Origin of the sequence: Thalassospira australica (assembly GCF_044790785.1) — a bacterium.
Lineage (GTDB): Bacteria > Pseudomonadota > Alphaproteobacteria > Rhodospirillales > Thalassospiraceae > Thalassospira > Thalassospira australica_A.
Genome location: NZ_CP085258.1, coordinates 3,956,733 through 3,979,204, shown reverse-complemented (window position 1 = coordinate 3,979,204; position 22,472 = coordinate 3,956,733). Strand labels below are relative to the sequence as shown.

At 56.6% G+C, this 22,472-nt stretch carries 22 protein-coding genes; 18 read left to right on the top strand and 4 right to left on the bottom strand.

Annotated features, from left to right (window positions below; all coding sequences use genetic code 11):
• Positions 1-22 precede the first annotated feature (22 nt).
• Positions 23-1,060, top strand: a complete 1,038-nt coding sequence (locus LG297_RS18495; RefSeq protein WP_404422879.1) for a histone deacetylase family protein — start codon at positions 23-25, stop codon at positions 1,058-1,060.
• Between the two features lie 64 nt (positions 1,061-1,124).
• Here the strand turns inward: LG297_RS18495 and LG297_RS18490 are convergent, their stop codons facing one another.
• Entirely contained in the window at positions 1,125-2,039 is a 915-nt protein-coding gene (locus tag LG297_RS18490) for a LysR family transcriptional regulator (RefSeq protein WP_404422877.1), read from the bottom strand.
• A gap of 261 nt (positions 2,040-2,300) precedes the next feature.
• Between LG297_RS18490 and LG297_RS18485 the strand changes: the two genes are divergently transcribed.
• Complete coding sequence (locus LG297_RS18485; RefSeq protein ID WP_404422875.1) at positions 2,301-3,497, top strand: urate hydroxylase PuuD; 1,197 nt, start codon at positions 2,301-2,303, stop codon at positions 3,495-3,497.
• Positions 3,498-3,593: 96 nt separating this feature from the next.
• On the opposite strand, the gene LG297_RS18480 is transcribed toward LG297_RS18485, so the two are convergent.
• Positions 3,594-4,577, bottom strand: coding sequence for an MBL fold metallo-hydrolase (locus LG297_RS18480; RefSeq protein ID WP_404422873.1), 984 nt, complete (start codon positions 4,575-4,577; stop codon positions 3,594-3,596).
• A 105-nt stretch (positions 4,578-4,682) separates the two neighbouring features.
• On the opposite strand from LG297_RS18480, the gene LG297_RS18475 reads away from it, so the two are divergent.
• The 16 genes from LG297_RS18475 to LG297_RS18400 all read left to right on the top strand — a co-directional run bounded on the left by LG297_RS18475 (position 4,683) and on the right by LG297_RS18400 (position 20,289).
• Positions 4,683-5,627, top strand: a complete 945-nt coding sequence (locus tag LG297_RS18475) for a LysR family transcriptional regulator (RefSeq protein ID WP_404422871.1) — start codon at positions 4,683-4,685, stop codon at positions 5,625-5,627.
• Positions 5,628-5,982: 355 nt separating this feature from the next.
• Positions 5,983-7,257: an urea ABC transporter substrate-binding protein gene (gene urtA, locus LG297_RS18470; protein WP_404422869.1), complete on the top strand. Its 1,275-nt coding sequence runs from the start codon at positions 5,983-5,985 to the stop codon at positions 7,255-7,257.
• Positions 7,258-7,373: 116 nt separating this feature from the next.
• Entirely contained in the window at positions 7,374-9,068 is a 1,695-nt protein-coding gene (gene urtB, locus LG297_RS18465; protein WP_404422867.1) for an urea ABC transporter permease subunit UrtB, read from the top strand.
• 3 nt (positions 9,069-9,071) lie between these two features.
• Positions 9,072-10,259: an urea ABC transporter permease subunit UrtC gene (gene urtC, locus LG297_RS18460; RefSeq protein ID WP_404422865.1), complete on the top strand. Its 1,188-nt coding sequence runs from the start codon at positions 9,072-9,074 to the stop codon at positions 10,257-10,259.
• Complete coding sequence (gene urtD, locus LG297_RS18455; protein ID WP_404422863.1) at positions 10,256-11,047, top strand: urea ABC transporter ATP-binding protein UrtD; 792 nt, start codon at positions 10,256-10,258, stop codon at positions 11,045-11,047. Before urtC ends, urtD begins: the two co-directional genes overlap by 4 nt.
• Positions 11,048-11,049: 2 nt before the next feature.
• Positions 11,050-11,745, top strand: a complete 696-nt coding sequence (gene urtE / locus LG297_RS18450) for an urea ABC transporter ATP-binding subunit UrtE (protein WP_404422861.1) — start codon at positions 11,050-11,052, stop codon at positions 11,743-11,745.
• A 222-nt stretch (positions 11,746-11,967) separates the two neighbouring features.
• Positions 11,968-12,834: an urease accessory protein UreD gene (locus LG297_RS18445; RefSeq protein ID WP_404422859.1), complete on the top strand. Its 867-nt coding sequence runs from the start codon at positions 11,968-11,970 to the stop codon at positions 12,832-12,834.
• A 9-nt stretch (positions 12,835-12,843) separates the two neighbouring features.
• Positions 12,844-13,146 carry an urease subunit gamma gene (locus LG297_RS18440; protein ID WP_007088863.1) on the top strand — a complete coding sequence of 101 codons (303 nt, stop codon included), beginning with the start codon at positions 12,844-12,846 and terminating at the stop codon, positions 13,144-13,146.
• A 16-nt stretch (positions 13,147-13,162) separates the two neighbouring features.
• On the top strand, positions 13,163-13,474 hold the full coding sequence (locus tag LG297_RS18435) for an urease subunit beta (RefSeq protein ID WP_007088864.1): 312 nt from the start codon (positions 13,163-13,165) through the stop codon (positions 13,472-13,474).
• 2 nt (positions 13,475-13,476) lie between these two features.
• Positions 13,477-15,186: an urease subunit alpha gene (gene ureC / locus LG297_RS18430; protein WP_404422856.1), complete on the top strand. Its 1,710-nt coding sequence runs from the start codon at positions 13,477-13,479 to the stop codon at positions 15,184-15,186.
• An 11-nt stretch (positions 15,187-15,197) separates the two neighbouring features.
• Positions 15,198-15,782, top strand: coding sequence for an urease accessory protein UreE (locus LG297_RS18425; protein WP_404422854.1), 585 nt, complete (start codon positions 15,198-15,200; stop codon positions 15,780-15,782).
• Entirely contained in the window at positions 15,772-16,497 is a 726-nt protein-coding gene (locus LG297_RS18420; protein ID WP_404422852.1) for an urease accessory protein UreF, read from the top strand. Before LG297_RS18425 ends, LG297_RS18420 begins: the two co-directional genes overlap by 11 nt.
• Positions 16,494-17,114 carry an urease accessory protein UreG gene (gene ureG, locus LG297_RS18415; RefSeq protein WP_097051598.1) on the top strand — a complete coding sequence of 207 codons (621 nt, stop codon included), beginning with the start codon at positions 16,494-16,496 and terminating at the stop codon, positions 17,112-17,114. The genes LG297_RS18420 and ureG overlap by 4 nt, the downstream gene beginning before the upstream one ends.
• Before the next feature lie 1,278 nt (positions 17,115-18,392).
• On the top strand, positions 18,393-18,941 hold the full coding sequence (locus LG297_RS18410; RefSeq protein ID WP_404422850.1) for a biotin transporter BioY: 549 nt from the start codon (positions 18,393-18,395) through the stop codon (positions 18,939-18,941).
• Between the two features lie 74 nt (positions 18,942-19,015).
• Positions 19,016-19,690, top strand: a complete 675-nt coding sequence (locus LG297_RS18405; RefSeq protein ID WP_404422848.1) for an energy-coupling factor ABC transporter ATP-binding protein — start codon at positions 19,016-19,018, stop codon at positions 19,688-19,690.
• Positions 19,687-20,289 (top strand): energy-coupling factor transporter transmembrane component T family protein, encoded by a 603-nt coding sequence (locus LG297_RS18400; protein ID WP_404422846.1) that lies wholly within the window; start codon positions 19,687-19,689, stop codon positions 20,287-20,289. Before LG297_RS18405 ends, LG297_RS18400 begins: the two co-directional genes overlap by 4 nt.
• Positions 20,290-20,377: 88 nt before the next feature.
• Here the strand turns inward: LG297_RS18400 and fghA are convergent, their stop codons facing one another.
• Both fghA and LG297_RS18390 read right to left on the bottom strand, forming a co-directional pair.
• Positions 20,378-21,235, bottom strand: a complete 858-nt coding sequence (gene fghA, locus LG297_RS18395; RefSeq protein ID WP_404422844.1) for an S-formylglutathione hydrolase — start codon at positions 21,233-21,235, stop codon at positions 20,378-20,380.
• 73 nt (positions 21,236-21,308) lie between these two features.
• Complete coding sequence (locus tag LG297_RS18390; RefSeq protein ID WP_404422842.1) at positions 21,309-22,433, bottom strand: S-(hydroxymethyl)glutathione dehydrogenase/class III alcohol dehydrogenase; 1,125 nt, start codon at positions 22,431-22,433, stop codon at positions 21,309-21,311.
• Between the last annotated feature and the right edge of the window lie 39 nt (positions 22,434-22,472).

Genomic DNA, 22,472 nt, shown 5'->3' with positions numbered 1-22,472 from the left:
TTTGCCGGAAAGGAAGACGGTCATGCGTGTGTTCTTTAATTCCCGCCACGATGCCCATGACGGGAATGGTGAAATGCACCATGGACGTTTGATTCCATGCTTTGAAAATTCCCGCCGTATGGCAATTATTCGTGATGCGGTGGCCCATTCCGTGCAGGCGCAGCTGGTTGATCCGGCCGATCATGGCATGGCACCGATTGCGGCAATCCATGATGCGGATTATCTGGCCTTTCTTGAAAACGCATGGGCGGACTGGAATGCGGCGGGTAACGACCACGACGCTTTCCCGTATGTCTGGCCGACAGCCGGTTTTTCCGGCGGCAAACCCGCCCATATCAGTGCGCGTCTTGGGCAATATGCCATTTCATCTGATACCCCGATCACCAAGGGGACGTGGAAGGCGGCCTATTGGGGCGCACAAACCGTGGTGTCGGCGGCAGATGCCGTCTGGAACGATGGCGAGGCATCCTTTGCTCTGACCCGTCCGCCGGGACATCATGCCCATGCCAATCGTTATGGCGGATATTGTTTCCTCAATAACTCGGCCATTGCTGCCCAGCAGATGATCTCCAAGGGTGCGAAAAAGGTCGCGGTCCTGGATATCGATTACCACCACGGCAACGGGACGCAGGATATTTTCTATGATCGCGGTGATGTTCTGACCGTTTCGATCCATGCCGATCCGAAACACCAGTTTCCGTTCTTTACAGGCTATGAAAATGAAACCGGTCGTCTGGACGGGCAGGGGGCGAACCTGAACATCCCGCTTCCCGGTGGGTCGGATTTCGGTCCGTGGGGGCAGGGCTTTGCAAAGGCTATTCAGAAAATCATCACCTGGCAGCCCGACGCACTGGTGATCGCGCTTGGCGTTGATGCTCACGAAGCCGAAACTTTGTGCGATTTCAAACTGAAAACCGATGATTTCAACCGGATTGGACAAATGATCGGACGACTGGGATTGAAAACCGTGTTCGTCATGGAAGGCGGTTATGCCCATGACGTCATCGGGTTCAATGTCGCGGCCGTTCTGGGCGGGTATTTGGCGGAAATCAAAAAGTAATACGAACAAATGCCGCGAAACGTCCTGAATCTGGCAGGATGCTTAGGGGGTATACGGATCTGTATCAGCTCTTTTCCCATGGCGGTGTCCCGCCAAACTCGCCCACCAGAAAATCAACAAAGGCACGTACACGTGTCGGCAGGTAACGGTTTTCCGGATAAAGCGCGTAAACCGCATGTGATGGCGGCGTATAATCGGGCAAAACCACCTGAAGATGACCGTTGCGGATATGGTCGCCGACTTCCCAGTGTGATTTCAACGCGATGCCATACCCATCAAGGCACCAGCGGGTCAGGACTTCGCCATTATCTGAGTCCATCGAGCCGGAAACCGACAAAGTCACCGGGCCTTCTTCCTTCGCACCATGCAGTGTCCACTGATATTGCCGTGATCCCGGAAACCGCAGTAAAAGGCAGTTGTGATGCAGCAGGTCGCCCGGTGCCTTTGGAATGCCATGTCGTTTCAGATAGGCCGGACTTGCCACCAGCATGCGTTTATTTGCCGCAAGCTTGCGCACGATCAACGAGCTTTCCTTTAACTCGGCAATACGAATGGCAAGGTCGACCTTGTCCTGAAGCAGGTCCAGCAAACGGTCGGAAAGGTGCAGTCTGATCTGCACATCAGGGTTTTTCTCGACAAATTTCGGAATGATCGGTGCGACATATTTGTTGCCAAACGCAATCGGGCAGGTCAGCGTGACCGGACCGCGTGTGGTATTTTTCTGATTGGCGATGGCATTTTCGGCTTCCTGCATTTCGGCCAGAATTCGCAGGCAGTGCCGGTAATAAACATCACCCTCGGTCGTCAAATTGACCCGTCTTGTCGTGCGGTTCAAAAGCCGGACACCCAGCCGCTCTTCAAGGCGCGCGATCCGGTTTGAAACAACCGCCGCCGAATGGCGCAATTCGCGCCCGGCGGCAGACAGGTTTCCAAGTTCGGCTACGCGGACAAAAATCTGGATGTCCTCAAAGTCGGACATGGGTTGCGGGCTCCTGATACGGCGTTTTTATTTTCTGGATTTGTATTTTTCCAAATCCTGATGGTCACTGTGCCATTTTAAAAAATAACTTGAAAGTCATTTCGATTATGCGCCTGCCCTTAATAATAGAGCACCCGGATACGCTATGTTAGGACTCTGATTGGAATAATTCCGGATCAGTGCGGTCGTATGATGCGCATAACCGGCAAGGGGACAGCAGGGCGGCATGAGAGGCGCCCGGCAAGACGGAGGTTTCAGCGGGTGGATATTCTGTTTCAGGACTGGATCAACCTGATCCTGCGCTGGGCGCATTTGATTACCGGTATCGCGTGGATCGGTTCATCTTTTTACTTCGTCTGGCTTGATCTGAGTTTGCGCAAACGTCCGGGCATGGATGAAGGCGTTTATGGCGAAGCCTGGATGGTTCATGGCGGCGGGTTTTATCACGTCAATAAATGGATGGTTGCCCCAAAATCCATGCCGCCGGAATTGCACTGGTTCAAATACGAGGCCTATTTCACCTGGCTGACCGGTTTTGCACTTCTGGTCACCATGTATTACTGGAGTGCCGAAAGCTATCTGATTGACCCGAGCATTCTGGCGCTGAGCAAAACGGATGCAATCCTGATCGGGCTGGGTAGTCTTTTTGCCGGCTGGGTGATCTATGACATCATCTGCAAAAGTGCAATAGGCAAAAGTACCGGCAAGCTTGCGGTTGCATTGTTCATCCTGATCATGGCGGCGAGTTATCTGTTTACTCATGTGTTTAGCGGGCGTGGCGCGTTTATTCATGTCGGTGCGATGATTGGGACGATCATGGCGGCCAATGTGTTTCGCATCATCATCCCCAACCAGAAAAAGGTCGTCGCCAGCCTGATGGCCGGGAAAAAAACCGATCCCGCCCTGGGGTTGCAGGCCAAGCAACGATCCACTCATAATAACTATCTGACGCTTCCGGTATTGCTGATGATGATCAGCAACCATTATTCGATGTTGTTTTCCCATGATCAGTCATGGCTGATTGTCGGTCTGATCCTGATCATTGGCGGGTTGGTGCGCCATTTCTTCAACACCCGCAATGCCGGCGGAAGTGGCAGGGCGATTGCGTGGCAATTGCCATCGGCAGCGGTGGGCATGGCTATTCTGGCGATGTTCGCATCCTATGATCCCGATGCTGCCAAACTGGCCGATCAGGAAGTCATCACCACCGATCATGCGCTGGCGATTGTTCAGCATCGTTGTTCATCTTGCCATTCGGCCAACCCGACCGATGAAGGTTTTGACGAAGCCCCGATGGGGGTGATGTTTGACGACATCGCACAGGTCAAAGCTAATGCGCAGCGTGTTCTGGCGCAGGCCGTCATCGGGCGTGCCATGCCGCTTGGCAACATGACCGAAATGACGGACGAGGAACGGGTGCAATTGGGGCAGTGGATCCGTGCCGGAATGCCGGAATAGACGGCTTTATCGATAACGGTAATCAAAGGGCGGCCTGCGTCTGATGCAGGTCGCCCTTTTTCGTCTGGTGTCGGAAACGTGGGTCGGGAAATCTGATCAGACGTCGGCGCGATAGTTCATCGGGACCCAGTCATACATCGTGCTGTCTTCGACCACGTGACCGATTCCGGGAAAGGCGATATGGCACCCGGCAACCAGATATTTTTCCGATACGGCTTCGGCAAAGGCCGCTTCGCGGGTGGTGATGGCCTGATCGGGATCGACATCAAAGGCAATCGAGACGCCCGGTTCATCAAACTGGATGACATCGCCGTGGGTGATGTCGCCCCAATAAACAAACTTCTCGCCTTTGCTTTCAAACCAAAGGGCGCTGTGTCCTGGTGTGTGCCCCGGACGATGCGTTGAATTGATCAGGCCCGGAACCGGCGATTCATTGGACGCGTAGGTCGAAAGCGTGCCGCTTTCGCTATAAGGCTTCGTCGATAAGGCGGCCTGATCAAAATATTGTTTGGCACTTTCCGGTGCCTTGTCGCGATTTTCCGTACTCAGCCAGTATTCCGCATCGAGTTTCGGTACATGCACCGTGGCGTTCGGGAAGACTTTCCTGTCGTTCAAAGTCAGTCCGCCGGTATGATCGGTATGAATGTGAGTAATCACCACATCGTCGATCTGATCGGGGTGATAGCCCGATGCGAGGATATTGGATGGCAGTTTGCCAAGGGCCGATCCCAACAAGTCGCTTGTCCCGGCATCCAGCAGCACAAGACGATCGCCGAAGTTCAGAAGATAGGCGTTCACGGATGTCGTTGTCGGCGTGCCCTGGAAAGCATTTGCAAGGGCCGTGCGCGCATGTTCGGGGCTGGTATTCAGATACAGATCGGCAAGCGGGAACTGCGCGGTACCATCGGAAAGAGCGGTAACTTCTACGTCGCCCACCATCAGGCGGTAATAGCCCGGCGCCTGTGTGCCAACCAATGTTGCCTTGGCGCTAGCGCGCAACGGAATAAAAACGGTGCTGGCTGTCGCCCCGATGGCGGCAGCAGCAAGCGAACCTTTAAGCATGTCTCTGCGTGACAGCATCAGAACATTCTCCCTTAATCAAATGGCCGGTATTTAACCGGCGGCTTGTAACGCGATAAGGAAAGGTTATATTTCAATCAGTCAGTAATCAAATCGATGCGGATCATGGATGCTATTGATCATTTCAATTTACGGTCATTTGACCTCAACCTCATGATTGCGTTTGACGCAATGATGCAAGAGTTGAGTGTCACGAAATCTGCGGAAAAATTGCGGATTGGTCAGTCCGCCATGAGCCACAACCTGTCAACGCTCCGGATGCTGCTGCAGGATGATCTTTTTGTTCGTGTCGGACAGAAAATGCAGCCAACCGCAAAGGCTCGCGCATTGGCCGGGCCGGTTCGGGCGGCTTTGACGCAGGCGCAAAGTGCGCTTCAGGCGACGGACAGTTTTGATCCGGGTACAGCGGATCGCATTTTCCGGATCGGTATTACCGGCGAAATGGAAATGGTCCTGTTGCCAGCATTGATGCACCATTTGCAATCAACCGCACCGGGTGTACGTGTTGTAAGTCGTTCTATTTCTGTCGAAACAGTCGATCTTATGCTGAATGCCGGGGAAATCGATCTGGCAATCGGATGCAAGGAATCTCGCCAGATCGGCGAAGTGCTGTTTGAATCCAGTGTGGCCTGTTGCTTTAACCCCGATATCTGCAAGCTGACATTGCCGCTATCGCGCGAAACATACCTTGGCGCGCGCCACGCGGTTCTGTCCCAGACGGGCAATGTTGAAGGCTGCGTTGGTGATGCATTGCGTGCGATCGGTATCGATCTTGATGTGGTTCTGGCGGCACCCGATTTTATGCCGTTGCTTGCAGCTGCCCGGAATGCCCCGATTGTGGCAAATGTGCCGCGCAGGATTGCGGTGCAATATGCTCCGCTGTTTGGATTGGTGTTCTGTGAAATGCCCATTCCACTGAATTTCCCGCCGGTAACCATGAACTGGCCGATCTGGGCGGACAAGGATGTCGGGCTGGTCTGGTTGCGTAATCAGATCAGATCAGTGATCGGCGACATTTCAATTGATTTGCCTGCCATTGCGGCACAATGATTGACCCGTATTAATGCATATAAGGAACCCCGCCGGCGAACCGGCGGGGCGGGATGCTTCGGCCTATGGGCATTGTGGTGCAATAACCGCAGAAAGGCGAAACTTCCACCCCTCCATTAAGGGCTGTGAGGACGCAGGTCAACATGATTAAAAAATAATCAAATTTTAATTAATGATCGAAAAGTGATCATTGAAATCGCTCTCGACGCAAATATTTTCCGTTTTCTGCCTGTTAAATAGTTGGATATTGCGTTGAGTCGCCGCGATTTCTGGCGCTGCAGCATATTATTCGGAATCTGGCACGATTTTAGCAAGCACCACTGCGGTGCAATAAACTCGCAGTGGAGGCAATAGAATGAATAAGAAGCTTCAGGCGCTTATGGGCGCTGGGGCCTTGGCTTGGTCTGCAATGACCATGTCCAATGCTCAGGCCGCTGATACGATTAAAGTCGGCGTTCTGCACTCTCTCTCTGGGACGATGGCGATTTCGGAAACCACGCTGAAGGACACGGTCCTGATGCTGGTGGACGATCTGAATAAAAATGGTGGCCTGTTGGGGAAACAGGTCGAGGCAGTTGTTGTCGATCCGGCATCGGATTGGCCGCTTTTCGCCGAAAAAGCACGCGAATTGATTGAAAAAGACCAGGTCGACGTGGTGTTCGGCTGCTGGACCTCGGTCTCGCGCAAGTCGGTACTGCCGGTCTTCGAAGAACTGAACAGCATGCTGTTCTATCCGGTTCAGTACGAGGGTGAGGAAAGCTCGCGCAATGTGTTCTATACCGGTGCCGCGCCGAACCAGCAGGCAATCCCGGCTGTTGACTACCTGATGAGCGAAGATGGCGGCGGTGCCGAGCGTATCGTTCTTCTGGGGACGGACTATGTCTATCCGCGCACGACCAACAAAATCCTGCGTTCCTACCTGAATGGCAAGGGTATCTCCGATGAAGATATCATGGAGAACTATACCCCGTTCGGTCATTCCGACTGGCAGTCGATTGTTGCCGATGTGAAGGCATTCGCCTCCACCGGCAAGAAAACCGCAGTGGTTTCGACCATTAACGGTGATGCCAACGTGCCGTTCTACAAGGAACTCGCCAACCAGGGTATTAAGGCCGAAGACATTCCGGTTGTTGCCTTCTCGGTCGGTGAAGAAGAGCTGGCTGGTATTGATACCGCACCGCTGGTTGGTCATCTGGCGGCGTGGAACTATTTCCAGTCGGTTGAGTCCGATGCCAACACGGCCTTCATCGAAAAATGGCATGCCTTTATCGGTGATGAAAACCGCGTAACCAACGATCCGATGGAAGCAACCTATATCGGCTTTAACATGTGGAAACAGGCTGTTGAGCAGGCTGGCACCACCGATGTTGATGCCGTCCGTCAGGCCATGTATGGCCAGGAAGTTGCCAACCTGACCGGTGGTACCGCTGTCATGAACACCAACCATCACCTGTCCAAGCCGGTTCTGATCGGCGAAGTGCAGGATGATGGCCAGTTTGACATCGTTTGGGAAACCGAAGGCACCGTTGTTGGCGATGCATGGTCGGACTTCCTGCCCGAAAGCGCAAAACTGACTGCCGACTGGACCTATCCGTGGGTCTGCGGCAACTGTGAAAAACCGATGTACTGATCGGGATTGGACAGGCTGGCTGTTGATGCAGCCAGCCTGTTTTTCGTTGCCCTGTTTATCGGGCAACCGTTCTTTTTGTGATTTTCTGACATCCGATTTTCAAAGGCTTGGTGACCATGCGCACTGTCTTGACCGCTGTCCTGTGCCGTTTCCGTGTCCGCGCAAACAATTCCCTGCCTGTCCTGTTTGCCGTTGCCGCAATTTTTGCGGTTCTGGCGCTGGCATTGTTGAAACCGGCACACGCATTTAGTGACGAAGAACTGCGCAATGTGACGGAACAGCTGAACCATAAAAGTTCGACCAAAAAGCTTGATGCGATCAAAGCCATGGCCGCTGACGCGGACCCCCGTGTGGCCCCGATCCTGAACGCGATGCTTGAAGGGAACCTGTTTGTTCGCGCCAGCGACGAACATGTCGTGATCGGCGAGAAAAAAGGCAAGGTCTGGAGCCATATCGACGTCGTCAGCGGCGAGGTGGTTGGTGAAAGCGGTTCGAAGGAACTCGACAAGATCAAGATCAACAACCGGTTGCGCGGCGTGCTTCGCGATGCGTTGGCGGCGCTTAACCTGTTCAGTCCGGATATCCGCATCCGCACCGCTGCCGTCGAACAGGTCATGGATGCCCGCGATCCGTCGATGTTGCCATTGCTCATCCGCGCGATTGAACGTGAAGACAATGCAACTCTTCTGGCGCGTATGGAGCTGGCCAGAGCAACAATGGCATTGGCGGCAGGGGAAAATACCGAAGAACGTCTTGCCGCAATTGCGGTTTTGGCCAGCGAGACCACACCGCAAATCCGTGCCGTATTGTCGCAATTTGTTGCCAGTGCCGAGGCTGAAGGTTATCAGCCCGAAGTCGTTGCCGCCGCCAAAGACGCGCTCGCCGATGTCGAGGGGCGGCTTTCGATGTGGCAGACGCTGGGCGATGTCTATCGCGGCATCAGCCTTGGTTCGGTCCTGTTGCTTGCCGCGGTTGGTCTTGCCATTACCTTTGGCGTGATGGGCGTGATCAACATGGCGCACGGCGAAATGATCATGATCGGTGCCTATACCACCTTTGTCGTGCAGCAGATTTTTTCATCAGTCTTCCCGTCGGGTTCGCCCTGGTCGTTGGCGATTGCGGTGCCTGCGGCATTTGTTGTCGCGGGGCTGGTCGGTATTGTGATCGAACGCTGCGTGATCCGCTTCCTGTATGGGCGTCCACTTGAAACGCTTCTGGCGACATGGGGGGTGAGCCTTGTTTTGCAGCAGGCAATCAGAAGCATCTTTGGCGCAACCAACCAGCAGGTTACCGCACCCGATTTCATGAGTGGCGCGCTTGAACTGTCCAGCGGTCTGGTCCTGACCTACAACCGGCTTTGGATCATTCTGTTCAGTCTGATTGTGGTGGGCGGGATCGCGATTGTGCTGCGCTATACCGCCTTTGGCCTGCAAATGCGTGCGGTTACCCAGAACCGGCGCATGGCCGGATCGGTCGGCATTCGCACCGGCTATGTCGATGCCCTGACATTCGGGCTTGGCTCCGGCATTGCCGGGATTGCCGGTGTTGCGCTTAGCCAGATTTCAAATGTCAGTCCGAACCTTGGCCAAGCTTATATCATCGACAGTTTCATGGTCGTGGTGTTTGGCGGGGTTGGTAACCTTTGGGGCACGGTTCTTGGCGCATTCAGCCTTGGCATCGTCAACAAGTTTCTTGAACCTATGGCAGGAGCAGTTCTGGCGAAAATATTCGTTCTGATCGCATTGATCCTGTTCATCCAGAAACGACCAAAGGGCCTGTTTGCCCTTAAGGGTCGCGCGGTGGAGGCCTGATACATGACCGACTATCGCACGAAATACCAAATGACGCCGGTGATCGGGTGGCTGTTGCGGGATCGCGGCGGCATGATCCTGCTTGCGATCCTGATTGCGGCATCCATCCTGATCCCGGTTGGCAATCTGATTGTGCCCGAGGGATCGGCTTTTCATGTCCCGACATGGATGATGAGCCTGCTTGGCAAATATCTTTGCTATGCGTTGCTGGCCCTTTCGGTTGATCTGATCTGGGGGTTCTGCGGGATTCTAAGCCTTGGTCACGGGGCGTTCTTTGCGCTTGGCGGTTATGCCATGGGCATGTATCTGATGCGCCAGATCGGGGATCGCGGGGTTTATGGCAACCCGGAGTTACCCGATTTCATGGTGTTCCTGAACTGGACCGAATTGCCGTGGTACTGGTACGGCTTTGACATGTTCTGGTTCGCCATCGTGATGGCAATGTTCGTGCCGGGGCTTCTGGCCTTTGTGTTTGGTTTCCTTGCCTTCCGGTCGCGTGTGACGGGGGTGTATCTTTCGATCATCACCCAGGCGATGACCTATGCCCTGTTGCTGGCATTCTTCCGTAACGACATGGGCTTTGGCGGCAATAACGGCCTGACCGATTTCAAGGACCTGCTTGGTTTCTCGTTACAGGCTGATGGAACGCGGGCGGCCTTGTTTATCGCATCCTGTGTGATGCTGGGCATCTGTTATGTCGTTGCGCGCGGCATCACCAATTCGCGTTTGGGCAAGGTATTGATTGCCATCCGCGATGCCGAGGCGCGCGTGCGTTTTACCGGTTACCGGGTCGAATATTATAAACTGTTCGTCTTTACCGTATCGGCCGTAATGGCCGGTATTGCCGGATCGCTTTATGTGCCGCAGGTCGGCATCATCAATCCGGGTGAATTTGCCCCGGCCCTGTCGATTGAAATCGTCATCTGGGTTGCGGTTGGCGGGCGCGGTACGTTGTATGGTGCGGTGCTGGGGGCGTTCATCGTGAATTATGCCAAGACCTTCTTTACCGGTGTGATGCCTGATTTCTGGCTGTTCTTCCTGGGCGGGCTGTTCATTGCCGTGACCCTGTTCCTGCCAAAGGGCGTGATCGGGGCGGTCCCGGCATTTGGGTCACCCGACCGGCAATCGGCGTTTAGCACCCTGCGCAAGCGTTTCCTGAACGGGCGCGCAAAGGAAGGAGGCAAGGCATGAGCGAGGCAGCCGAAATCAGGATCGAGCAGGCCGAACGCAAGGCGGCCCAAGCCAACACCATCCTTTATGTCGATGGGGTTTCCGTCACCTTTGACGGGTTCCGGGCGCTTAACAGCCTTTCGTTTTATGTCGAGCCGGGTGAACTTCGCGCGATTATCGGCCCGAACGGGGCGGGCAAGACGACGATGATGGATATCATCACCGGTAAAACCCGGCCCGATACCGGGGATGTGATGTTCCGAAGCGAAGTCGACCTGACCAAACTGGATGAGGCCGAGATCGCAAACCTTGGCATTGGACGCAAGTTCCAGAAGCCGACCGTGTTTGAAAGCCATACGGTGTTTGACAATCTGCTGCTGGCCTGTTCGGGCGGGCGGGGTGTGTTTCAGGCGCTTTTTCATCGCTTGGGCAACGCCGAGAAGCTCCGCATTGAACAGACGCTTGAGACCATCATGCTGACCGACAAGCGGGGCGAGACGGCAGCAAACCTGTCACACGGGCAAAAACAGTGGCTTGAAATCGGCATGTTGCTGATGCAGGAGCCGGAATTGCTTCTGGTGGATGAACCGGTTGCCGGAATGACGGATTCCGAAACCGAACAGACCGCGAAATTGCTGCGATCCATTGCAACGGACCGCTCGGTTGTGGTTGTCGAACATGACATGGAATTTGTCCGCGACCTTGATTGCAAGGTGACCGTCCTGCACGAAGGATCGGTTCTGGCCGAAGGCCGCCTTGACCATGTTCAGAAAGACCCGCGGGTCATCGAAGTATATTTGGGGCGCTGATCATGCTGGAAGTCGCCAATATCGATCTGTTTTATGGCGCGTCGCACGCGCTGCGCAAGGTGTCGCTTAGTGCCGAAACCGGCAAGGTCACGGCGGTTCTGGGCCGCAACGGTGTGGGTAAAACATCGTTGATGCGCGCCGTTGTCGGACAACATCCGATTGCCGATGGCAACATCACATGGGAAGGCAAAAACATATCGCGTGATCCGGCCTGGAAACGATCAGCATCGGGGATTGCGATCGTGCCCCAGGGGCGCGAGATTTTCCCGCTTCTGACCGTGAAGGAAAACCTTGAAACCGGGTTTGCCGCCCTGCCGCGCGCCCTTCGTCATATCCCCGACGAGATTTTTGAACTGTTTCCGGTGCTGCGCGACATGCTGGGCCGTCGTGGTGGCGATCTTTCGGGCGGGCAGCAGCAGCAGCTTGCCATCGGGCGCGCACTGGTGACGCGTCCGCGGCTTCTTGTGCTTGATGAGCCGACGGAAGGCATTCAGCCATCGATCATCAAGGATATCCAGCGCGTGATCAAACAGCTGGCGGATCGCGGCGATATGGCGATCCTTCTGGTCGAGCAGTATTTTGATTTTGCCCATGAACTGGCCGACGAGATCGTTGTGCTGGAACGTGGCGAGGTGGTGCTGTCGGGATCCAAGGATGCGCTGGACCGCGAAAAGGTTCGGTCCCATCTGACTGTTTGATCAGCATTTGCCAAAATTTTGCGCATGGGAAAATTGAACCCGGCCCTGCAAATGGCGCGATTGCGGGCTGTATGGTTTGGCCCGCATCTTGCTGTGCGTATCAGTGGGCCAGCCGGTCTGACCACGGGTTAACCGGTTGTGCGGCTGAAACAGTCAGGTGGCTTTGTGCAGCTTCGCAAATTCGAAAACCCGGTCCGCAGCGTTTTGAAGGCGGAACCGCAAATGTCAGACGCTTCCAACCCGATCGTCACCGATGGCCGGGCCGAGGTTGCGTTCAAGCCGGGTGTGTCGGGTTCGGGGTTTGCGGCCCTTGATCACCTTTATTACCGCGACCCGATGAAAATCCTGTTCCCGCGGCCGGTTGCCGGGGATCTGGCGACTGCCGTTCTGGTGACGACGTCGGGTGGCATGGTGGGTGGCGATCATCTGGCATTTGAAGGCCGGGTCAAGGCAGGCGCATCTGCGCTATTTACCGCCCAGGCCGCCGAAAAGATTTACCGTTCTGCCGGGCCTGATTGCGTGATGTCGGTTGATCTGGCGGTCGAAGATAGCGGCTGGCTGGAATGGCTGCCGCATGAAACCATCCTGTTTGATCAGGCGCGTCTGCGCCGCAAGACGAGTGTTTCCGTTACCGGTTCCGGGCAGGTGATGGCCGGTGAAATCATGGTGTTTGGCCGCCTTGCCCGTGGCGAGGTTTTCACAACCGGGCTGGCACGTGATGCATGGGATGTGTCGGTTGACGGGCGGCCTGTCTGGCGTGATGCGCTGCATCTGGAAGGCGATGTTTTGCGCATGCTGGATCACCCGGCATCGTTTGATGGGGCACGTGCGGCGGCGACCGCCATTCTGGTCGGGCAGGGCGCTGAAGAAAAACTTGATATCGCACGCGACTGTCTGGCGCGCGCATCCGGTGGTTTGACGGAAACGGATGTGCTGTGCGCGGCAACCGCGATGAAGGGGATTGTGATCACGCGTTTCATGGCGCGCGATCCGATGAAATTGCGCCGGGTTTACGGCGCGTGGTGGAAACGGTTCCGCCATGAAACACGGGGACTTCCGGCGCGCCTGCCGCGTCTTTGGGAAATTTAGGAGAACGGCATGAATCTGACGCCACGCGAAAAGGACAAATTGCTGGTTTCAATGGCCGCCATGGTGGCACGACGCCGCCTTGAACGCGGTGTGAAACTGAACCATCCCGAAGCCATCGCCCTGATCACGGATTTTGTGGTCGAAGGGGCGCGCGATGGCAAGTCGGTTGCCGATCTGATGCGTGACGGGGCCACTGTGATCACGCGCGATCAGGTGATGGATGGCATCGCCGAAATGATCCATGAAATTCAGGTCGAAGCGACATTTCCCGACGGGACGAAGCTTGTGACCGTTCACGAACCGATCCGCTAGGAAAAGGAAACAGGCCATGATTCCAGGTGAAATCATTACCAAAGAAGGCAGCCTGATCCTTAATCAGGATCGCGAAACCAAAACACTGACCGTCGCCAATACCGGGGATCGCCCGGTACAGGTTGGATCGCATTATCATTTTTATGAAACCAATCCGGGCCTTGATTTTGATCGCGAGGCGGCGCGCGGTTTCCGTCTTGATATCCCGGCGGGCACCGCCGTTCGGTTCGAACCGGGCCAGACACGCGAAGTCAATCTGGTGAAATATGCCGGGTCGGGTGTGGTCTATGGCTTTAACGCCAAAATCAACGGTAAGCTGGGAGCGTAAAAATGGCTTATGAAATTGATCGCGCATCCTATGCCGCCATGTTTGGCCCGACCGTCGGCGACAAGGTCCGGCTTGCCGATACCGATCTTTTGATCGAGGTCGAACAGGATTTCACGGTCCTTGGCGAAGAAGTCAAATTCGGCGGCGGCAAGGTCATCCGCGACGGCATGGGCCAGTCGCAAGCATCGCGTGCCGAGGGATCGGTCGATACCGTGATCACCAACGCGTTGATCCTTGATTATACCGGCATCATCAAGGCCGATATCGGCATTCGCGATGGCCGCATTGCCGGGATCGGCAAGGCCGGGAACCCCGATGTGCAGCCCGGTGTCGATATCATCATCGGTCCGGGGACCGAGGTGATTGCCGGTGAGGGCAATATCATCACCGCAGGCGGCATTGATGCCCACATCCACTGGATTTGTCCGCAACAGGTCGAAGATGCGCTGTATTCCGGCGTGACGACGATGCTGGGCGGTGGGACCGGCCCGGCGGCGGGCACGAACGCCACCACCTGTACGCCCGGCCCGTGGCATATTGCCCGCATGTTGCAGGCAGCCGACGGGCTGCCGATGAATATCGGTTTCTTTGGCAAGGGCAACGCAACCCTGCCGGGATCATTGATAGAGCAGGTCAAAGCCGGTGTGTGCGGGCTTAAACTGCATGAAGACTGGGGCACGACCCCGGCGGCGATTGATACCTGCCTGTCGGTGGCCGATGACCTTGACGTGCAGGTGATGATCCATACCGATACACTGAATGAAAGCGGCTTTGTCGAACATACCCGCGCATCCTTCAAGGGCCGCACCATCCATACCTTCCACACCGAAGGGGCCGGTGGCGGCCATGCGCCCGATATCATCAAACTGTGCGGCGAGGCGAATGTTCTGCCAAGTTCGACCAACCCGACACGTCCCTTTACGGTGAATACCATCGACGAGCATCTTGATATGCTGATGGTGTGCCATCACCTTGATCCGAAAATCCCCGAAGACGTCGCGTTCGCCGAAAGCCGCATTCGCCGCGAAACCATTGCGGCGGAGGATATCCTGCATGACCTTGGCGCGTTTTCGATCATTTCGTCGGACAGTCAGGCCATGGGCCGCGTGGGCGAGGTGATTTCGCGCACCTGGCAGACGGCGGACAAGATGAAAAAGCAGCGCGGCAGCCTGTCGGAAGACGGGCCGGGGAATGATAATTTCCGCGCCAAGCGTTATGTCGCGAAATACACGATCAATCCGGCAATTGCGCAGGGGATCGCATCCCATGTCGGATCAATCGAGGTTGGCAAGATCGCCGATATCGTGGTCTGGAAGCCGATGTTCTTTGGCGTCAAACCCGACATGATCATCAAGGCTGGCATGATCATCGGTGCGGCGATGGGGGATCCGAATGCCTCGATCCCGACACCGCAGCCGGTCCATTATCGTCCGATGTTTGGGGCCTATGGTTCAGCATTGTCGAAATCGAGCTTCTCGTTCGTATCCCAGGCCGGGATTGATGCCGGGATTGCCGCCGAATTCGGTCTGGCAAAGCAGCTTCTGGCGGTTTCGAACACGCGCAATATCGGCAAAAAGGACATGAAACTGAACGATGCCCTGCCGAAAATGGAAGTCGATCCGGAAACCTATCAGGTCCGTGCCGATGGCGAACTTCTGACCTGTCAGCCGGTTGACCGCGTGCCGATGGCACAGCGTTATTTCCTGTTCTAGGAGCCCGGATCATGCGTCGCGCGATTGAACATATCCCGGTCAGCCAGTCCGACACATCCGAAGTGCGCGGTACGGTGACACTTGCCTTTGCGGACCGTCACCGGCGGCGCATCCGGCTGATGGATGATGGGGGGGAGGCGTTCCTGCTTGATCTGCCCCATGCGGTGCGGTTGGGTGATGGCGACCGGTTGCGTCTGGTTGATGGCGGGGTGATTGTGGTGCGCGCGGCTGCCGAGGACGTTCTGACCATCACCTGTTCCGGTCCGATTGCGGCGGCCAAACTGGCCTGGCATATCGGCAACCGTCATACCCCGCTTCAGGTCCTGAAAGACGGGCGGCTTCGCATCATTGCTGATCATGTCATGCGCGACATGGTTCAGGGGCTGGGCGGTGTTGTTTTCGCCGAAGTCGCCCCGTTCGATCCGCTGAATGGAGCCTATCACGGGCTGGGCGGCGATGGCCACGGACACAGCCACGGCCATGATCATTTCGAAGAAGCGCATGATCATGGTCATGATCATAGCCATGCGCATTCTCACGGGCATTCACATTCTCATGCGCACGCCCATGCCATCGGGGAGCCGCATGACCACTGATCTTGATCCCCGTTCCCCCGCCAACCTGACGCCGGGCGGCCTGATGCGGTTGATGACATGGCTTAGCCCGTCATTTCCGGTCGGTGCCTATACCTATTCCCACGGCGTGGAATACGCGGTCGAGGATCGCCGGGTCATCAGTGCCGAAAGCCTGACAACCTGGATTGAGGGGGTTCTGGAATTCGGTGCCGGGCGGATTGATGCGGTGCTGTTCTGTGCCGCATGGCGCGCGGCGCGTGCGGGGGATCAGGACGCGCTGTTTGATATCGGGGTGGATGCCGATTGCTGGCGCGGGACGGCTGAAATGGCGTTGGAGGCAACGGCACAGGGGCGTGCCTTTGTCTCGACCGCCCAAAAGGTCTGGGGTGATGGTATCCTGACAGACTGGGCCAAACGAATGCGCGATGATGACCGTTTGCCATCCTATCCGGTTGCGGTTGGTATTGCCGCGGCCGAGGCGGATGTGCCGTTGCGTGATGCGCTGAGCGCGTTTTTGCACGCGATGGCGGCCAATCTGGTGTCGAGTGCCGTGCGTCTGGTGCCGTTGGGGCAGACCGATGGTGTGCGGACGCTTGCGTCCCTTGATCAGGCGGTGGCGGTGGCGACCGAAACCGCGATGAATAGCGATCCGGTCAATCTGGGGGCGGCTGCCCCGATGGTTGACTGGACGTCGATGAAACACGAAACCCAATATACGAGGCTTTTCAGATCATGAGCTCCCCCCTTCGCATCGGTATCGGTGGCCCGGTTGGTTCGGGCAAAACCGCCCTTCTGGAACGGCTGTGCAAGGCCATGCGCGACGAGTTCAATATCGCCGCGATCACCAATGATATTTACACCCGCGAAGATGCCGAATTCATGACCCGGTCGGGTGCATTGGCAGCAGACCGCATTGCCGGTGTTGAAACGGGTGGCTGCCCGCACACCGCCATTCGCGAAGACGCATCGATCAACCTTGCCGCGGTCGAGGATATGAGCGCCAAACATCCGGGGCTTGAGGCGATCTTTATCGAATCGGGTGGTGATAACCTTTCGGCGACCTTTTCGCCGGAACTGGCCGATATCACGATCTATGTCATCGATGTTTCGGCGGGCGACAAAATCCCGCGTAAAGGGGGGCCGGGCATCACACGGTCCGATCTGCTGGTGATCAACAAAACCGATCTGGCACCGCTTGTCGGGGCTGATCTGGGGGTGATGGACCGCGACGCCAAAAAAATGCGCGGCACCCGTCCGTTCCTGTTTACCAATCTCAAGGCGATGGATGGCCTTGAAGACGTCAAGAATTTCATCATCGAGACAGGGGGGCTCCGTCAATCCGCCGCGTCCTGATGGGGATCCGGACGCAATAATGCCGGATGACGGGAGCACACGGGCCCGGCCTGAAAATGGCCGGGCCTGAACATTTGGTCGGAAGGTTGAGCACGGGCGATAGCCTGCGGGCGGACTGCATATAAAACTTTTTTCAGAAAGTTCTTGATTTGTTCTTTTGTTTATGGCATAAGAGAAAAATCAACGGGACAAAAGCGCCCGGACCAGAACCCGCAAGGCCTTGTGCCTTGCGGGTTTTTGCGTTTGGGGCCGGATGAAAGAGGGTTTCAGGATGCAGCGGCAAAGATACGGACAGAGACAGGGCGGCGGGGTACTCCGCAGGATACGGGGCGGCGGATGGCGGAGCCATTATGGCGGCATTTTGTAAGGGGACTAACCCGGTCATTTGTCATGACGGGAGAGGTGCGTCTTGTTGGAAAAGGAGCTTTGAATTTGCCGGGAGCGGCAGTAATGGCAGCAGCGGGCAGCGGTGATCTGTGGCCCGCCGACGGTGGACCGGTGGGGGCCGTGCGCCCGAAGTGTGTCCGGGCTCCATCGGTTGCGGGAAATGTCACCGTGGCCGAAAGTGACCGGAGCGGGTGGTGGGCCCGGAGATCGTCAGTTGGCGAGGATAGCAGACGCCCGAAGTGTGTCCGGGCTTCATTGTTTGCCGGAAATGTCACCATTGCCGAAAGTGACCGGAGCGGGTCGTGGGCCCGGAGACCGTCAGTTGGCGAGGATAGCAGACGCCCGAAGTGTGCCCGGGGCTCATCGGTTGCCGGAAATGCCGCCATGGCCGGGAGAGATCGGAGCGGGCCGTGAGCCCGAAGGCCGTCTGCTGGGCAAGGCTGGTGGCGGCATGAGGTCCGTCCGGGGTGGAGTGCCAGAATTGCCGGAAAGGGAGCGGAGCGGGTTGTTCGTCCGAAGGTGGCCTGTCTGCGGCCCGTCTGTGTCCCTGATGCGCCCGGTTGGGTGAGGATGCCGAAGCGCAAGGTTTGTCCGGACTTCGGCGGGTTGCGGGAAGTTCGGTTTTTGGTGGGATGCTTTGCCGGTGCATCCGGCATGTGATGGGGTTTGATCCGCGGCAAGTTTTTGAAACCAAAATATTATTAGGCGATCCTTATCCCGTTCTAATGGGAATGATGCGTCATTTTGCTTTGCGATCTGCGGTTTTGCGGCTATCCCTTCGGCCGTTGAACTGGTCGGGCGGACCGGAAAACGAACGGTGATGGCTATTGTCAGGGCCTGGGGGTTTTGCCATCACCGCCGGGGAGAACGGGAAGGAAGGATCGTGAAATCATGAACACCAAAGATATCGTCTATATCGCGCTGTTCGCGGCTGTGACCGCTGTGCTTGGGTTGTTTCCACCCATCACCCTGCCGATTACCGGGGTGCCGGTGACCGCGCAATCGCTGGGGCCGATGCTGGCCGGGGCGATTTTGGGGGCGCGTCGTGGCGGGCTTTCGATCCTGCTGTTTGTTGTGCTGGTTGCGCTTGGCCTGCCGCTTTTGTCAGGTGGTCGCGGTGGTTTTGGCGTTCTTCTGGGGGCGACGGGCGGCTTTATCGTTGGCTGGGTGATTTCGGCTTTTGTGATCGGCCTGCTGATTGAAAAATTCTGGGACAGGCTGAATATCTTCAACGCGGCATTGTCGATTGCGGTTGGCGGGATTGTTGTCCTGTATGCGATTGGCAATCTTTGGGTCAGCATCGTTGTTGATGTCAGTTACTGGAAGGCGACCGTCGGGGCCGCGCCGTTCCTGATTGGCGATGGGATCAAGGTTGCGATTGCGACGGCTGCCTGTTTGGCCGTGCGCCGTGCCTATCCCTTGATTTCCAGGGCACGCTAGGTTTTGATGAGGCGCGATCCGAAGATCGCGCCTTTTGCTGTTATTCCCTGTCTGAAATTTTGCGCCGGGTGCCGATGATCACGCTTGAAAATGTCACCGTGGAATTTGATCAGCGCCGCGTGCTTGACGATATTTCACTGTCACTTTCCGAAAAGCGGATCGGGATTGTCGGGGCCAATGGATCGGGCAAAAGCACGTTTGTCCGGCTTCTGAACGGGCTTCAGGTGGCATCGTCGGGGACTGTGCGCGTCGATGATTTCGATGCTGCCAAGGACGGGCGCAAATTGCGCCGCCATGTCGGCTTTGTTTTTCAGAACCCGGATAATCAGATCGTCTATCCGGTGGTCGAGGAAGACATCGCCTTTGGCCTGAAGGCGCTTAAACTGCCAAAGGACGAGATTGACCGTCGGATTGACGAGGTCCTTGCGCGATATGGGCTGTCGGAATTTCGCAATCATCCCAGCCATTTGTTAAGCGGGGGCCAGAAGCAGCTTCTGGCGATTTCCGGTGTGCTGGTGATGGCGCCGCGTTACATCATCTTTGACGAGCCGACCACGCTGCTTGACCTGCGTAATCGCAACCGGGTCGAACGCGCGATTGCCGAACTGGATCAGACCGTGATCACCGTTTCCCATGACCTTGATCTGATCGCCGGTTATGACCGGGTGCTGGTGTTTGAAAATGGCCGCATCGCCTGTGACGATGTACCGGCCATCGCCATTCCCCGCTATCGGGAGATGATGGCGTGATTGCCGGACTTTACATCGATGGCAATTCCGCCCTGCATCGGGCGGCAGCGGGGTTAAAGGTGCTTGCCCTTGTCCTGCTGGGGACCGGTGTTTTTCTGATCCCTGACTGGCCGGTTCTGGCGGTGGTGCTGGTGACGGTTTTTGTCCTGTATCCGGTTTCGGGTTTTGGCCACGGCATCCTTTGGGCGCAGATCAGGCCGATATTGTGGTTGCTGGCTTTGTTCTTTGCCGTGCAGCTTTGGCTCCATGACTGGCAGGCGGGGCTTGTGGTGATTTTCCGGCTCGCCGCGATTGTTACCTTCGCCGGGCTTGTCACCCTGACGACCAGAACATCCGACATGCTGGCCGCGCTGGAGCGGGCGATGAGGCCGCTGGCGCGGTTTGGGGTGAACCCGGAAAAGGTCAGTCTGGCCTTTTCGATGGTGTTGCGATTTATCCCGGTGATTGCGCAAATCGGTCATGAAATCCGCGATGCGCAACGGGCACGCGGGCTTGATAAATCGGTGCTGGCACTTGTCGTGCCGCTGATCATCCGCACGCTTAAAACGGCCGACGATGTCGCCGATGCCATCGACGCGCGCAGCTTCGACCCGGATTGATCTTCAAAAAAAGACCCGGCACGCCTACAGGGACGAGGCGCGTGCCGGGTGAAAACCGCTTGGGTGCGGGTTCCTCTATTACATGATCTCAGGCGATACCAAGATGCCATGCGTGGAAACGCAGATGGTCTTCGATAAAGCTCGCGATGAAGTAATAGCTATGGTCGTAGCCTTCCTGCATGCGCAGGTTCAGCGGATAACCGGCATGGCTTGCAGCGGCAAAAAGCGTATCGGGTTTAAGCTGCCCGGTCAGGAAGCCATCGGCATCGCCCTGATCGACAAGGGCTGGCGTTTGCATATCCTTGGCGGTTGCGGCCTTCATCAGTTCGGAGCTGTCCCACTGTTTCCAGGCGGATTTGTCATCACCGAGATAATTGCCAAGCGCCTTCTGGCCCCACGGGCAATTGATCGGGTTTGAAATCGGCGAAAAGGCCGTTACTGATTTGAACATGCCCGGATTTTTAAGCGCGATCATCAGCGCGCCGTGCCCGCCCATCGAATGACCGGAAATCACCGCATCATCGGAAATCGGGAAATGATCGCGGACAAGGGCCGGAAGTTCCTTCGTCACGTAATCATACATGCGGTAATTGCGCGCCCAGGGTTCCTGCGTCGCGTTGACGTAAAAACCGGCACCCTTGCCGAAGTCATAGGCTTCTTCTTCGTCATCGGGCACATGGTCGCCGCGCGGGCTGGTGTCGGGGGCGACGATGGCAATGCCAAGCTCGCTTGCGATGCGAAACGCGCCGGCCTTCTGCATGAAGTTTTCATCCGTGCAGGTCAGTCCCGATAGCCAGTACATCACCGGCACACGGTTGCCCTTGCCCGCCTGACGCGGCAGGAAGATGGCAAACCGCATATCGCAGCCCAGCACATCGGACCGATGGGTATATTGTTTGTGCCAGCCGCCGAATACCTTGTTGCTGGATGAATTTTCGATGCCCATTTTATTCTCCCGTTCGCCCGCCTCGCCGGAATTTTACCGGCAAGGCGGTTTTATTTCATGAAGCTGATTGGTCTTAATAGTGAATGACCGAACGGATGCTTTCGCCTTCGTGCATCAGGTCGAAAGCTTCGTTGATGTCTTCAAGCTTCATGGTGTGGGTGATGAAATCGGACAGTTTGAATTCACCCTTGAGGTAGCGTTCGACATAATCGGGCAGTTCCGACCGGCCCTTGACCCCGCCAAAGGCGGTGCCGCGCCAGACGCGACCGGTGACAAGCTGGAACGGGCGGGTGGAGATTTCCTGACCGGCACCGGCGACGCCGATGATCACCGACTCCCCCCAACCTTTGTGGCAGCATTCAAGGGCGGAGCGCATCACATTGACATTGCCGATACATTCAAAGCTGTATTCAACGCCGCCATCGGTCATATCAACGATGACTTCCTGGATCGGTTTGTCGAATTTTTGCGGGTTGATGCAATCGGTCGCGCCAAGCTGTTTGGCGAGTTCGAATTTCTTTTCGTTGATATCAATGGCGATGATGCGGCTGGCGCCGGCCATTTTGCAGCCGATGATCGCCGAAAGACCAATGCCGCCCAGCCCGAAAATCGCAACGCTGTCGCCCGGTTTGACCTTGGCGGCGTTGGTGGCGGCCCCCATGCCGGTCGTGACACCACAACCCAGCAGGCAGACTTCGTCAAGCGGGGCGGATTTGTTGACCTTGGCAATCGAGATTTCCGGCAGAACGGTATATTCCGAGAAGGTCGAGCAGCCCATATAATGGTAAATCGGCTTGCCGTCTTGCGAGAAGCGCGTGGTGCCATCGGGCATAAGGCCCTTGCCCTGGGTGGCGCGGATTTTCTGGCACAGGTTGGTTTTGCCCGATTTGCAGAATTTGCATTCGCCGCATTCCGGGGTGTAAAGCGGGATCACGTGATCGCCGACCGCAACGCTGGTGACACCTTCGCCGATTGATTCAACAATCCCGCCGCCTTCATGGCCAAGGATGGCGGGGAAAATGCCTTCGGGGTCTTCGCCCGACAGGGTAAAGGCATCGGTGTGGCAAACGCCGGTGGCAACGATGCGCACCCGGACCTCGCCGGCCTTGGGCGGGGCGACCTGAACTTCTTCAATCGATAGCGGCTTGCCCGCTTCCCAGGCAATGGCGGCTTTGCAGGTGATGGTTTGGGCGCTCATGTCGCTCCTCCGGCTTGAATGATTTACTGCCAACAGTGT